This is a genomic window from Pararhizobium sp. A13, assembly GCF_040126305.1.
Classification (GTDB): Bacteria; Pseudomonadota; Alphaproteobacteria; order Rhizobiales; family Rhizobiaceae; genus Pararhizobium.
Window position 1 is genome coordinate 3,471,842 of the sequence record NZ_CP149510.1, and the last position, 13,974, is coordinate 3,485,815.

The 13,974-nt window shown below is 62.3% G+C and carries 13 protein-coding genes; 6 read left to right on the forward strand and 7 right to left on the reverse strand.

Going from position 1 to position 13,974, the window contains the following annotated elements:
- The first annotated feature begins 12 nt into the window (after positions 1–12).
- Positions 13–3,120 (forward strand): excinuclease ABC subunit UvrB, encoded by a 3,108-nt coding sequence (gene uvrB, locus WI754_RS17110; RefSeq protein ID WP_349434666.1) that lies wholly within the window; start codon positions 13–15, stop codon positions 3,118–3,120.
- A 363-nt stretch (positions 3,121–3,483) separates the two neighbouring features.
- Here the strand turns inward: uvrB and WI754_RS17115 are convergent, their stop codons facing one another.
- Positions 3,484–4,098: a DnaJ domain-containing protein gene (locus tag WI754_RS17115; RefSeq protein ID WP_349434667.1), complete on the reverse strand. Its 615-nt coding sequence runs from the start codon at positions 4,096–4,098 to the stop codon at positions 3,484–3,486.
- A 467-nt stretch (positions 4,099–4,565) separates the two neighbouring features.
- Between WI754_RS17115 and WI754_RS17120 the strand changes: the two genes are divergently transcribed.
- Positions 4,566–4,778 carry a cold-shock protein gene (locus WI754_RS17120; RefSeq protein ID WP_018324555.1) on the forward strand — a complete coding sequence of 71 codons (213 nt, stop codon included), beginning with the start codon at positions 4,566–4,568 and terminating at the stop codon, positions 4,776–4,778.
- 146 nt (positions 4,779–4,924) lie between these two features.
- On the opposite strand, the gene dusA is transcribed toward WI754_RS17120, so the two are convergent.
- The 5 genes from dusA to WI754_RS17145 all read right to left on the reverse strand — a co-directional run bounded on the left by dusA (position 4,925) and on the right by WI754_RS17145 (position 9,176).
- Positions 4,925–6,022, reverse strand: a complete 1,098-nt coding sequence (dusA, locus tag WI754_RS17125; protein WP_349434668.1) for a tRNA dihydrouridine(20/20a) synthase DusA — start codon at positions 6,020–6,022, stop codon at positions 4,925–4,927.
- A gap of 126 nt (positions 6,023–6,148) precedes the next feature.
- Entirely contained in the window at positions 6,149–6,874 is a 726-nt protein-coding gene (locus WI754_RS17130; protein WP_349434669.1) for a TfuA-like protein, read from the reverse strand.
- Entirely contained in the window at positions 6,871–8,094 is a 1,224-nt protein-coding gene (locus WI754_RS17135) for a YcaO-like family protein (protein ID WP_349434670.1), read from the reverse strand. Before WI754_RS17135 ends, WI754_RS17130 begins: the two co-directional genes overlap by 4 nt.
- A gap of 5 nt (positions 8,095–8,099) precedes the next feature.
- Positions 8,100–8,660 carry a hypothetical protein gene (locus WI754_RS17140; RefSeq protein ID WP_349434671.1) on the reverse strand — a complete coding sequence of 187 codons (561 nt, stop codon included), beginning with the start codon at positions 8,658–8,660 and terminating at the stop codon, positions 8,100–8,102.
- A 273-nt stretch (positions 8,661–8,933) separates the two neighbouring features.
- Positions 8,934–9,176, reverse strand: a complete 243-nt coding sequence (locus WI754_RS17145; protein ID WP_349434672.1) for a DUF982 domain-containing protein — start codon at positions 9,174–9,176, stop codon at positions 8,934–8,936.
- 177 nt (positions 9,177–9,353) lie between these two features.
- Here WI754_RS17145 and WI754_RS17150 point away from each other — a divergent pair, with 177 nt between their 5' ends.
- The 4 genes from WI754_RS17150 to WI754_RS17165 all read left to right on the forward strand — a co-directional run bounded on the left by WI754_RS17150 (position 9,354) and on the right by WI754_RS17165 (position 11,527).
- Entirely contained in the window at positions 9,354–9,884 is a 531-nt protein-coding gene (locus WI754_RS17150; RefSeq protein ID WP_349434673.1) for a hypothetical protein, read from the forward strand.
- A gap of 81 nt (positions 9,885–9,965) precedes the next feature.
- Positions 9,966–10,169, forward strand: coding sequence for a hypothetical protein (locus WI754_RS17155; protein WP_349434674.1), 204 nt, complete (start codon positions 9,966–9,968; stop codon positions 10,167–10,169).
- A gap of 67 nt (positions 10,170–10,236) precedes the next feature.
- Entirely contained in the window at positions 10,237–10,923 is a 687-nt protein-coding gene (locus WI754_RS17160; protein ID WP_349434675.1) for a fumarylacetoacetate hydrolase family protein, read from the forward strand.
- 73 nt (positions 10,924–10,996) lie between these two features.
- Complete coding sequence (locus WI754_RS17165; RefSeq protein WP_349434676.1) at positions 10,997–11,527, forward strand: gamma carbonic anhydrase family protein; 531 nt, start codon at positions 10,997–10,999, stop codon at positions 11,525–11,527.
- Positions 11,528–11,533: 6 nt separating this feature from the next.
- On the opposite strand, the gene WI754_RS17170 is transcribed toward WI754_RS17165, so the two are convergent.
- Complete coding sequence (locus tag WI754_RS17170) at positions 11,534–13,831, reverse strand: heavy metal translocating P-type ATPase (RefSeq protein ID WP_349437848.1); 2,298 nt, start codon at positions 13,829–13,831, stop codon at positions 11,534–11,536.
- Positions 13,832–13,974 lie beyond the last annotated feature (143 nt).

Genomic DNA, 13,974 nt, shown 5'->3' on the forward strand with positions numbered 1-13,974 from the left:
CATATTCCGGCCATGGCAAAATCTCCGAAGAAATCCCCCGCCTCGAATGGTTTCGAGGAAGCCCCGCAATCGTCCTTCGAAGGCGCGCCGCTGTCGTCGAACGTCGCCGACTGGGCCGAAGAGCTGCAGCGCATGGCCGAGGCCGAGACGATCGAGACCCGCCACGACGTCGCCTCGAAGGCCGGCAAACACCGCAAGAAAGTCGAGATCGCCGCGTCGAAGTCCGCGCGGGGAACGTCGATGGGCGGCACCTCCGATCCGAAGACCCGCGCCGCCGCCGGCCTCAATCCGGTCGCCGGCATGGACACGTCGCTGGAAGATGCAGAAGCGTTGGCCACCGGCGGCGTCACCGCCACGGTCGAGGCCCTCTCGGCCCTGATCGAATCCGGCAACCCCCTGTTCAAGGATGGCAAGCTGTGGACGCCGCACCGGCCGGCCCGGCCGGAGAAATCCGAGGGTGGCATCCAGATCGTCATGAAATCCGACTACGAGCCCGCCGGCGACCAACCGACCGCCATCAAGGACCTCGTCGAAGGCCTCGACAACCAGGACCGCACCCAGGTGCTGCTCGGCGTCACCGGCTCGGGCAAGACCTTCACTATGGCCAAGGTGATCGAGGCGACCCAGCGCCCCGCCGTCATCCTGGCGCCGAACAAGACCTTGGCGGCGCAGCTCTATTCCGAGTTCAAGAACTTCTTCCCCGACAACGCCGTCGAATATTTCGTCTCCTACTACGACTACTACCAGCCGGAAGCCTATGTGCCGCGCTCCGATACCTTCATCGAGAAGGAGAGCTCGATCAACGAGCAGATCGACCGCATGCGCCACTCGGCCACCCGCTCGCTGATCGAGCGCGACGACGTCATCATCGTCGCCTCGGTCTCCTGCATCTACGGTATCGGCTCGGTCGAGACCTACACCGCCATGACCTTCCAGATGACGGTCGGCGACACGCTCGACCAGCGGCAATTGCTCGCCGACCTCGTCGCCCAGCAATACAAGCGCCGCGACATGGACTTTCAGCGCGGCAGTTTCCGTGTGAGGGGCGACACCATCGAGATCTTCCCGGCCCACCTGGAAGACGCAGCCTGGCGCATCTCGATGTTCGGCGACGAGATCGACGCGATCACCGAGTTCGATCCCTTGACCGGCCAGAAAACCGACGACCTGAAATCGGTGAAGATCTACGCCAATTCCCACTATGTCACGCCGCGCCCGACGCTCAACCAGGCGATCAAGTCGATCAAGGAGGAGCTGAAACTGCGCCTCGCCGAACTGGAAAAGGGCGGCCGCCTCTTGGAAGCCCAGCGGCTGGAGCAGCGCACCCGCTACGACATCGAGATGCTGGAGGCGACCGGCTCCTGCGCTGGCATCGAGAACTATTCGCGCTACCTGACCGGCCGCCAGCCCGGCGAGCCGCCGCCGACTTTGTTCGAATACATCCCCGACAACGCCCTTTTGTTCATCGACGAAAGCCACGTCTCGGTCAGCCAGATCGGAGGCATGTACCGGGGCGACTTTCGCCGCAAGGCGACGCTGGCCGAATACGGTTTTCGCCTGCCCTCCTGCATGGACAACCGCCCGCTGCGCTTCGAGGAATGGGACGCCATGCGCCCCGACACCATCGCCGTCTCCGCCACCCCGGCCGCCTGGGAACTGGAACAGTCCGGCGGCGTCTTCGCCGAACAGGTCATTCGCCCGACCGGACTCATCGATCCCCCAGTGGAGGTGCGATCGGCCAAAACCCAGGTCGACGACGTGCTCGGCGAGATCCGCGAGACCGCCGCTGCCGGCTACCGCACCCTCGTCACCGTGCTCACCAAGCGCATGGCCGAGGACCTCACCGAATATCTGCACGAGCAGGGTGTTCGCGTCCGCTACATGCATTCCGACATCGACACGCTGGAGCGCATCGAGATCATCCGCGACTTACGCTTGGGTGCTTTCGACGTGCTGGTCGGCATCAACCTCTTGCGCGAGGGCCTCGACATCCCCGAATGCGGCTTCGTCGCCATCCTCGACGCCGACAAGGAAGGTTTTCTGCGCTCCGAAACCTCGCTGGTGCAGACGATCGGCCGCGCCGCAAGAAACGTCGACGGCAAGGTCATCCTCTATGCCGACACGGTCACCGGCTCGATGAGCCGCGCCATGGAGGAAACCGCGCGGCGGCGCGAAAAGCAGATGGCCTATAACGAGGCCAACGGCATCACCCCGGAATCAGTCAAGGCGAAGATCTCCGACATTCTCGATTCCGTCTACGAGAAGGACCATGTCCGCGCCGACATCGGCATCAAGGGCGTCAAGGGCGGCCTCACCGACATGGTCGGCAACAACCTCGCCGCCCATCTCGAAGCGCTGGAAAAACAGATGCGCAACGCCGCCGCCGACCTCGACTTCGAAACCGCCGCCCGCCTGCGCGACGAGATCAAGCGCCTCAAAGCCGCCGAACTCGCCGTCATGGACGACCCGATGGCCCGGCAAGAGGCGAGGAGCGCCGAAGGCGCGACCGGGAACGCAAGAAATCCGGCCAGGGCAATGGAGGGCACCTCACCTTCTCCCCGTTCACGGGGAGAAGGTGGCCCGAAGGGCCGGATAAGGGGCGATGCGGCAAACACGGGCCCAATCTCCCCCCTTAAGGGGGAGATGTCGGCAGAGCCGACAGAGGGGGGTGCCCCCTCGAACTCCCAGTCCGCCGCCACACCCCCCTCTGACCCTTCGGGCCATCTCCCCCTCAAGGGGGGAGATCAACCCGGCCGCTCCCTCTTCACCAAACCCAGCCTCGACGACATGGGCCCGGGCACCGACATGACCCGCCCGGCCCGCTCGCTGTTCCGCAAGAACGACCTCGACGAAATGACCGTCGGCCGCACCGAAAAGCCGCTCAACACCCGCGGCAAGCTGCCGGAAAAACCGGTGCTGCGAAGCCCTTCCACTCCCCTCGTGGGAGAGGATAGTTCGCCCCAAGAGGCGAAGCCGATTGGCACGGCGAACTTGGTGAGGGGGTCCGACGACCCCAAACCCTTCCTGCGCGCAAAGGCCGGCGTCGGCTCCTATGAGGATGCGGGCGATGTGAAGCGGCAGAAGAAGACGAAGGGGAAGACCGGGCGGCCGGGGCGGTAATATCAGCACGAATTTGACGCCTTCCGCCGCGACCGGGAACGGATCGACCCGCCCGGCCCCGCATCCAACGGGTCGCCCCACTGAACGCCACCAGCCGCCGGGCGACGCCGCACCACCTTCCCGGGCGATCATTGATGAAGGCAGACGCTTCCCCACCCTCCGTCATTCCTGTGCCTGTCACAGGAATCCAGTGCGCCGTGTCCACGGCGCGCAAGACTCTTCAAACGGCGTTGCATGGGTTCTCTCACGGCGGACGCGCCGTGGCTGGATTCTTGTGACAAGCACAGGAATGACGGAGGGTTGGGGCACGCGCACGAAAACAGAACCGGCCGTGCAAGGAGCAGAAACAACCGCAAAAACGCCCTACTCCGCCGCCTTCACCTCCGGCAGCAGCTCCAGCTCATACGAATAACCCTCCAGCATCGTATAGGCCTGCTCGATCGCCTCGATCTGGCTTTCGGCATTGCGGATGGCGTCGGCGATCGATTGCGAGCGGGTGCGCAGCATCGAGCCGAGCACGTCGGCGGCGGGGCGGCGGCCGAGGCGGTCGATATGCTGGCGGACGCGGGCGCGGTGACGTTCGAGCTCGAGGATATGGAAGCGGCTCTTGACGATGTCGTCGGACAGCTTGCGGCGCATGGCGGCGAGCGGGTCGAAGCTGCCGGGCTCGCGCTCGTCGAGGATGAACTCGTTGACCAGCGTTTCCAGCATCAGGATGCCCTTCAGGTCGCGCGGGTCGGCAAGCTGCGGGTCGTAGCCGGTATTGTCATAGACCTTGCGGCGCACCGGGTCCTTCAGCAGGTCGTAGCAGGCCTGCAGCCGGCCGAACTCCTCCGTGTCGCCGCCGCTGTCCGGATGGGCCGTCTTCGCCGCCTTGCGATAGGCCGTCTTGATCGCATCGCCATCGGCATCGCGTTCAAGTCCGAGCGTTTCATAAGGATCGATCACCAAGCCACCTCGTCGTCCAGAATCCGTCATTCCCGCCCTAACGGTTCGCGGCCCGGGCTTCAAGCCCGAATGCCGCCCGTCGGCCGCCTCTTCTTCGGCTGCCCCTCTTCGCCCATGGTCGGGACGAAATTGTGGAGACAAGAGGGCGGCGGGGGGTTTTCCCCGGCCAGCTGTGCCATTGCGGCACAGGACGCAACCTCTGGCGAATACTCCGGGGCGAGGACAGCATGCGGTTGAAATATCGGGGATTAATCGCTTGCTATTTTCACGAATTGCTGCCAATTATTTCAACGTTCGGGCGTTTGCATCCCGGAGACTGGACTGGCTGTATGGTCCCGGAGCAATCCGGGCGTGCCGAAACGGCACTGTAGGCGTTCTTTCCCCGTTATCGACTTCACCGACTGGCTTTTCGGAACAAAGACAAAACCGGAAAGAAAAAAGGTCTCCACCCTGGCAGGGGTGAAGGCACATCATCAAGGGAAATAAGGACTTCTCCCATGGCCACCAAGGGCACCGTAAAATTCTTCAACCAGGACAAGGGTTTTGGTTTCATCACGCCGGAAGGCGGCGCCAAGGACGTGTTCGTCCACATCTCGGCGTTGCAGGCCGCTGGTCTCCAGACCCTGAAGGACGGCCAGCAGGTCACCTTCGACACCGAGCCGGATCGCATGGGCAAGGGCCCCAAGGCCGTCAACATCCAGGCTGCCTAAGCCGGATTTGATCGCTTTGCGATGACTGAATTGACGGCGTCCTTCGGGGCGCCGTTTTTTTTGTTGCGCACATTATCCCCGGGACGAAAAGCTGTACGATGATCGACTGGATGTACAGGCATTGCCAATGCGTTTTTTTGGGAGCCTTATTCCGCCGCCTGTTTCGCCTCGGCTGCGGAAAGAATTGCATCAAAGGCGGCGGCGATCACCTCCGGACCGGCGCCGGCCCGCGTCGCATCGGCCGAGAGGATCTGCCGGAACCGCCGCGCCCCCGGCCAGCCCTGGAACAGGCCGACCATGTGGCGCGTCACATGAATGAGCCGCCCGCCGGAAGCGATGTGCCGGGCCGCATGTCCCATCATCGCGTCGCGGATATCGGCCCAGAACGCCAGCGACAGCCGGTGCCCATTGGCGGTAAACGCCTCGCCGCTCAGATCGATCGGCGCAGCCCCCGTCAGCGGATGCGAAAAAGACTGATCCACGGCCGTCAGCATGGCGCTATCATGATAGGCGGTCCGGCCGAGCATGACGCCGTCGACGTGATTCAGTTCCTCAAGGGCCTGATTCAAACTGCCAAGACCGCCGTTGAGACCGATGAAAAGATGAGGATTTTCTGACTTGAGGCGATAAACCAGACCATAATCCAGCGGCGGAATATCCCGGTTCTCCTTCGGCGACAGCCCCTGCAGCCAGGCTTTGCGCGCATGCACCCAGACCGCGTCCGTACCGGCCTTTGCGACCTGGGAAACGAGATCGCGCAGCGCCGCCTCTGGCTCTTGGTCGTCGACGCCGATCCGGCATTTGACCGTCACCGGGATCGACACCGCCGACTTCATCGCCGCCACGCAGTCAGCCACCACCGCCGGCTCGCGCATCAGGCAGGCCCCGAACGTGCCCGACTGCACCCGGTCCGAGGGACAGCCGACATTCATGTTGATCTCGGTGTAGCCGAAGTCTTCGCCGATCCGCGCCGCTTCCGCCATCTTGCCCGGATCATTGCCGCCCAGTTGCAGCGCCACCGGCTGCTTGGTGTCATCGAGCCCCAGCAACCGCTCCCGGTCGCCGCGCAGGATCGCCTCGGAGACGATCATTTCGGTATAGAGCAGCGCATGCTTGGAAAGCTGACGGGCCAGGAAACGATAGTGACGATCCGTCCAGTCGATCATCGGCGCCACGGCAAAGACCGGTGCCTTGAAATAGCGTCCGCCGCCCGGTCCGGCCGGCATTTTGGTGTCGTCGCTCATGAAATTCGTTCTCAGTTCGATGCGTCCCGCAAACGGCAGAAACAGCATCCGCGTAAACCCGCATCCGCAATGGTGCCGGCCTTATATAGCGTGGCGCCGCGCAAATCTACACGCACTGTTTTTCACTCAAAAGGTCTCAGCCGCAGCGTTCATGGTCGCTTTCCACATGCTGGTCGCCTGGAACTCCCAGCCCGTGGGCCGCTCGCCTGGTTGATCGCCTGTGCGCGCCATCAAACCGAGCAGTTCCAATGCATCCCGGCGCTTTTGATCCACGGAGCCGGCTTTGAGCGTCTTCATCAGGGTTGCCCGGTCAATCGCGGACGCAAGCCGGGCGCGCTTGATGATTTCGGACCACGTTCTTTCCTTGTAGAAGATGGCTCGGGCCGCCCCTTCAAGCTCCGATGCGACATCGGCGGTGATGGCGGCTGTCGCCTGCAGGTGTTCCAGTGTTGCCAGCACGTTGACCAGCGGGACCGTCAGCGGCAGGTAGCCAAGTTCTGCCGGACCATGGAGCAGCGCGACGTCGGCATCATCCTCCAGAATACCGTCGGCATAGTGGTGGAATATCCGCCCGACACCGGTCATGCCGAAATCGGCGCATTCGGCAGCCCGCAAGGCGCCCATGCTGGCGGCACCATAGACCCTTATACCATGAGACAGCGCATAGAGGATTTCCTTATGCCAGATCGGCGCCACATATTCGAAATTGCCGTCGATGATGCCGATCGCCGACACGCCGGAGCGCACCGCGCGCAGCAGATCACCCTGGATGGCGGGCGGACGAATGACGATATCCCCGGCAATCAGGGCATGCGCATCGGGCAAGGTCGGGCCAACAAAGACGATTTTCATGCCGTCTCCAGAAGACGGGCAACCGCACGCGGCCCCAGACGGCGCTTGCGCAAACCGTCGGGGTTCTCCAATTGCGACACGAAAACCTTCACCACTGAAAACGGGAAATCGCCGCGCAAGAGCGGCAGGGCAATCGCCGATTTGACCTGCGCGTCGTTAAGACTTCGAAGAACGTCGGACAGGAGCGTTTCCGGTCCCCCGGCGAGAGGGGGCTGGACTATGGCACGCGACGTTGCCTTGGCGGTAAAATATGCCCGCGTTTCCTCGGCAAGCGGCCACGTGAAGGTCTCGGGAAAGACATCGTCCCGGGCGCCGCTGATATAGGTCAGGCGCGATTGTGCCACTTCCGTGATTGCCCGTATGGCTGCGCGCACCGGGTTCGGATGGCAGCCGTGCCCGATCGTCGCCTGATGGTAGAGCGGCTGTTTCATCGACAGAATATCTTTGGGAGCAAGAACGGCCGTATAACACGGCACAGCGATGTCGCTGGTGATATCGAAAAGGCGAAGTGTGAGCCCGGCATTCACAATGCGGCCGGCTAGATCTGACAGAACCGCATCCCCGAAAGCGGCGGGATCAACGCATGTTTGCAGCCTTCTTGCCAGCGGCATCATCCGCCAGAGTACCTCGGCATCTCTTTCGATCCGCTCGAGTATGCCGTGCAGCGTTGCCTCCGTCTGCGTGTTGCCGGAAGCCAATCCGTCGGAGGATTGCCAGTAGCGGCAATCCTCGCGCGTCCGATCGAGGCTGGCGGCATCAAGAGGCACCCACGTGGTCTCGTCCCTCAACAGATCGTGGCCGCTCGCCCAGGCGACGTCCTCTTCGTTCCCAAGATCGGTAAATCCGTGCGCGGTCAGGGCATGAAGGAGTATGGCCTGCCCGCCAGCCGCGAGAATGGCCTCCCGGGTCGCATAGCGGATCGGGATCGAGGGCGCGCAGGCAACTGCTCGCTCCAGGGCCTCCATCGCGGCAGAAACCTTGGCGTCGATATCCGTGATGCCTTTTCCCTGGTTGATGACAATCGACCGGGCGTTGGGCGAAACGGCGTTCCAGACTGGGATGCCGATATTGTCGAGCCCGGTCAGACGGCCAAGCCGCGTCACACCGAACTGACGCAGGAAGGGTTTTATTCGCGCGAGCGTCTCTTCCGGCGTGATGAGGCGATCGGAATAGGCGCTCCGGGTCGTCTCACCCAAAGCGCCCGCGCTGGCGGTTCGCAACCCGCCTATTCCGCGCCGCGATCCATGAAACCGCCGGACGCACTGCCGCTGCTTGCCATGATCGCGACATCGATGCCGCGCACGACCGGGCCACGATCGTAATGGCCGCTCGAGAGATCATCTCCAGTATCGACCATCACCGCGACATCGACGCCCTTAACGGCTGCCTGTGTTGTCCTGCCATGATCAAGGTGGCCACCGGCAATGTCGCCTCCACTATCCATCGTTACGGCAAAATCCAACCCGTGAACCAGCGGTCTACCGGAAACGCCACGATCGACATGGCCGCCGGCGGGATCTTCGCCGTTGTTTGTGACGATGGCGCATTTCACTCCGCGCAGGAGTGGGCCGCGATCAAAATGGCCACTCGCCGGTTCTTCGCCGTTATCCGCGACGACCGCGAATTTCACGCCCCGCACGAGCGGTTCGCCGGGCTGACGCGCGGAAGCGACAGCGGCAAAGGCGCCATCGCCGCCATCATCGATTTTTGTGAGAGTGCCCGCCTCGAAATCGGCAAGCCAGTATCCGTCTTCACCTTCCACGCCGAGAACAACAACCTTGGACATTCTGCTCTATCCCTCTGATTAGATGTGAGATGTTTAGTCGGAAATTTGCGCGTGACCTCAGGAAACTCAAATACGGGAATGGGAACGGACAAACACGGCTCTCCCGCGGGCAGATCATGCTTTAACGTGCCGGTTACAGTCAATGAGGCAGGGTTTTATTGGCGGAATTTCGTGGACTGTAAAAAACAGTCCACTTCCCGTCAGAAACGACGGATGTGAAGGGAGATCGTTCAGGTCTTCCCGGCGATTTTAGATCGGCGCGGGCTGGGTCCGTCAATGCGCCTGAAGCTTTGCCTCTTTCGCGGCGGAAATGAACACTTCCCTTGCTTCCTCGGGCGACCTGCGGCCGTCGAGCGCTGCACGGCACAAGCTTCTGGCGGCGACGTAACGCGGACCGCGCAGGTCCGGCCAGGTGTCCATCAGGCAGATCAGCGCATCGAACGGTCCCTGCACGATCTGGCAGCCTTTGTGGGCAAACCCGACCTCCACAGGATTGGACCATTTGGCATATGGCATGAGCGTCTCCTCCGATTTTCTTGCCAGAACCTAACTTCACAATAGCTGATTTGGTTCCCGCTGGGCAGACGGCAAAACGAAAAAAGCCTGCCGCGGGAGGAGGTGCGGCAGGCTTCTGAAAGTGACCCACGGTCGGGAGGAGGTGACCGCTGATCGATCGCAGCTTTCCGGGAGGAGGTGAATCGCTGCGATAAATATGACTTTATTGCTGCATTGCATCAAAATCAAGTGAAATCTTATGCAGCGCAACAATTACCAAAAACGGCTGCGCTGTGGTGGTGGGTTCGCGGCGCTGCCGATCAGATAGCCGGCAACGAAGGCTGCGGCGCCGAAAATGAGCAGCGCCGTGCTGGTGGCGGACGGGTGGTCGTGCGCCGTCCTGGCGACCGCCGTCGCCTCGTCCTTGACATATTTAGCCGTTTGTCTCGCTTTGGCGGTTACGGCGTCCGCCTCCTTCAGTTCGCCCGTAAAACCGGTTCGCAAATTTTTGATATTGGCCATCACCGTGCTCCTCTTCTTAGCGAGGAAAACATCCCAAAAGTAATATTGTTCCATCAAAAAACAGAGAGGATGCCCGCTACTTGGGCGGATGCTCGAAAAAATGCGTCCAACCGCCTCTTTGACAGTAGATCGCGTCTCATCGCGACACGAATCCAAAGCATTTGCCGAAAAATCACTGTTGTGATTCGTTTACCTGTGGCATGTTAATAGGTGAGGTGCCTCATAAAAACCAATTTCGGAGTAGCTACTGCGGCCATAAACAAAAAATAAAGCGACGGGAGAGAACACATGGTAGAGGAAAATCTGTATCGCATCGTCGAAGTCAGCTTGAAACATGGCTCGGATCGCCGTGATGTCGGCATCATGACCGTGCGCCAGGCGCTTGAGCTTCCGGATGTCCCCAGCCTGGAATACACCCATCCAGACCTCAATTCACGGGCCGGCAGCCGGTTTCTGACACGTGATCAGCTCGAAGCCTACGCCTGCAGCTGAAGCAGCTTTCGCCACCCCTTGAAGGGGTGCTATCGTCCGGCATTCGAAATCGAATGCCTGGATACCGATGACCACTGTAATTCCCCTTCCCGCCCCGGTTTTGTTGCCGGTTGCGAATTCCGATCGGGCCTTCCCCGTTCGCCGCGTTTATTGCGTGGGCCGCAACTATGCGGCCCACGCAATTGAGATGGGCCATGATCCCGACCGGGAGCCCCCATTCTTTTTCCAGAAAAATCCGGACAATCTAACGGTGCAGCGCGCGGAGTTTCCCTATCCGCCGCTGTCCGCCGACGTACATCACGAGGTCGAACTTGTCGTCGTGCTGAAAAACGGCGGCGTCAACATCGCTGCTGGCGACGCGCTCGATTGCGTCTACGGCTATGCCGTCGGCATCGACTTCACCCGCCGCGACCTGCAGGCAGAGGCAAAGGCGGCCGGCAAGCCATGGGCGGCGGCCAAGGCCTTCGAACACTCGGCACCGGTTTCAGAGATCGTTCCGGCCGAGACCATCGGCCACCCGGCGGCTGGCAATATCTGGCTGGCGGTCAACGGCGACCGGAAGCAGCAGGGCGACCTCAACCAGATGATCTGGAAGGTGGCGGAAATCATCACCGAACTGTCGAAGCTTTTCACGCTTTCCGCAGGAGACGTCATCATGACAGGGACGCCGTCCGGCGTCGGTCCGGTGTCGCGCGGTGACGTGATTTCCTGCGGCGTCGACGGCGTTGCGACGCTGACCGTCACCGTCGTATAGATCAAAAAGGCAGCGCGGCCGAAAACCGCTCACACTTTTCGGCATCCCGCCCTGAGAAAACGAAGGAAATATCATGCCGCTTTATGCACTTGGCCCAGCACGACCATCTGTCCCCGCAGAAGGCGGCTATTGGGTGGCGCCGGACGCGCATGTCATCGGCAAGGTCGAACTGGGCGAAGACGTCGGTGTCTGGTTCGGCGCCGTGCTGCGCGGCGACAATGAGCCGATCAGGGTCGGCGCCCGCACCAATATCCAGGAAGGTGTCGTCATCCATGTCGATCCCGGCTTTCCGGTTGCGATCGGAGAGGGCTGCACCATTGGCCATCACGCCATCGTGCATGGCTGCACCATTGGCGACAATTCGCTGATTGGCATGGGCGCAACGGTGCTGAATGGTGCTGTGATCGGCAACAACTGCCTGGTCGGCGCCAATGCGCTGGTGACGGAAGGCAAGGTCTTTCCCGACAATTCCCTGATCGTCGGCGCACCGGCAAAGGCCATCCGGCTGCTGGATGAGACAGCCGTCGCCGGCTTGAAGAACTCGGCGAACGGCTACGTCAAGAAATGGCAGCTTTTCGCGACAAGCCTGTCCGTCATCGGGTAGTTGCCGTCAGAGCTTCAATCGTCTCAGCCGAAGTGCATTGGTGACGACGGAAACCGAGGACAGGCTCATGGCAGCGGCGGCGATCATCGGCGAGAGCAGCGAGCCGGTCAACGGATAAAGCAGACCGGCTGCGACCGGCACGCCCACGGCGTTGTAGGCAAAGGCGAAGAACAGGTTCTGGCGAATGTTCGACAGCGTCGCCTTCGACAGGGTTCGCGCCCGCACGATACCGGACAGGTCGCCCTTCAGCAGCGTGATGCCGGCGCTTTCCAGCGCCACATCGGCGCCGGTACCCATCGCGATGCCGACGTCCGCGGCCGCCAAAGCCGGCGCATCGTTGATACCGTCGCCCGCCATGGCAACGATGCGGCCCTCGGCCTTCAGGCGCTCGACCAGCGCTTTCTTATCTTCCGGCAACTGGTCGGCCGCGACATCGTCGATGCCGAGCGCCTTCGCCACTGCGTGCGCTGTGACGGCACTGTCGCCCGTCGCCATGACAATGCGGATGCCATCGGCATGCAGCGCGCGGATGGCTTCGACCGCATTGACCTTGATCTCGTCGGCCAGCGCCAGAAGACCGGCCAGTTCGCTATTGACCGCGACGTAGAGCGCGGTGCGGCCGTTCTGGCGCAGCCCTTCGGCGTGATCCGCAAAGGCTGACGTATCGATACCGACATCCGCCAGCATCGCGGCATTGCCTGCGAGCACGAGATCGCCATCCACCCGGCCGGAGACGCCCTTGCCGTTGACCGCTTCGAAGTCGGAAACGGCAACCAGCGGCACGTCCCGCGCCTTGGCCCCGGCGACGATGGCCTCGGCCAATGGGTGTTCCGAGGCCTTTTCCAGGGAGGCCGCGAGCATCAGCAGCCGGTTTTCCGGAAAGGTGGGACCCACAAGCACGTCCGTCAGACGCGGCTTGCCTTCCGTCAGCGTGCCGGTCTTGTCGACGATCAGCATATCGATGGCCGCAAGACGCTCGAGTGCCGCGGCTTCGCGGACCAGCACGCCCGACTGGGCGCCCCTGCCCGTCGCGGTCATGATCGAGATCGGCGTGGCGAGACCGAGCGCACAGGGGCAGGCAATGATGAGGACGGAGACGGCAGCGACCAGCCCGTAGACGAAGGACGGTTGCGGACCAAGCATCAGCCAGCCGACGAAAGCCGCCACGGCGACAAGGACGACCGCAGGGACGAACCAACCGGACACCCGGTCGGCGAGTTTCTGGATCGGCGCGCGCGAGCGCTGGGCCGAGGCGACCATCTCGACGATCTGCGACAGGACCGTATCGCTGCCGACCTTTTCCGCCCGTACGACCAGCGTGCCGTTGCGGTTGATGGTGCCGCCGGTGACCTCGGCGCCCGCGATCTTTTCCACCGGCAAAGGCTCGCCGGTGATCAGGCTCTCGTCGACGCTGGAGCGGCCTTCGGTGACGATGCCATCGACCGGCACGGCTTCGCCGGGGCGTATGCGCACGTGATCGCCAGCCAGAATGTTTTCAAGCGGCGCGTCCTGTTCGGTTCCATCCGGCTGGATCCGCCGCGCCGTTTTCGGCGCGAGGTTCATCAGCGCGCGGATCGCATCGCCGGTGCGCTCACGGGCGCGAAGCTCAAGGATCTGGCCGACGAAGACCAGCGCGACGATCACCGCCGCAGCCTCGAAATAGACGGCAACGTCACCGTGATGGCCGCCGAATTCCATCGGAAAGAAGCTCGGGAACAGCGTTGCGACGACGCTGTAAAGATAGGCCGCGCCGACGCCGAGCATGATCAGCGTCCACATATTGTAGTGGCCGGTGCGCAGCGACACCCATCCCCGCTCGAAGAAAGGTTTGGCGGCCCAGAGCACGACCGGCGTTGCCAGAAGGAGTTCGAGATAGGTGGCGATGCGGGCGCCGATCCAGTCGCGGATCGGAAGGCCAACCATCGGCCCCATCGACAGGATGACGAGCGGCACAGCGCAGGCAAGGCTTACCCAGAAGCGGCGCGTGAAATAGACGAGTTCGGGATTGGGACCCTCGACCGGGGCGCCCATCGGCTCGAGCGCCATGCCGCAGATCGGGCAGGTTCCGGGCGCGTCACGGACGATTTCGGGGTCCATCGGGCAGGTGTAGAGCGTCGCCTTCTTGGCAGCCTTGGGCTTGTCCTTTGCGTGGCCGGACAGGAAGAACCAGGGATCAGCGCCGAAGCGGCCGTGGCAGCGCTGGCTGCAGAAATGATAGGTCGTTCCCTGATACTCGAGGTTCGGTTTTCCGGCGTTGAGTTTCACTGTCATGCCGCAGACGGGATCAATGGCGGTTTCGGCCATGCCCGCTGCCTGAGGGACATGGGTGTGGCCATGCGTATGCGCGGAAAACAGGAAATCGGACATCGAATCGCGATTGTTCACGTCTGAACCTCGATAGACCGGATGTTCGGACATCCGCTTGCAATGGTTACGGCTTTGACGGG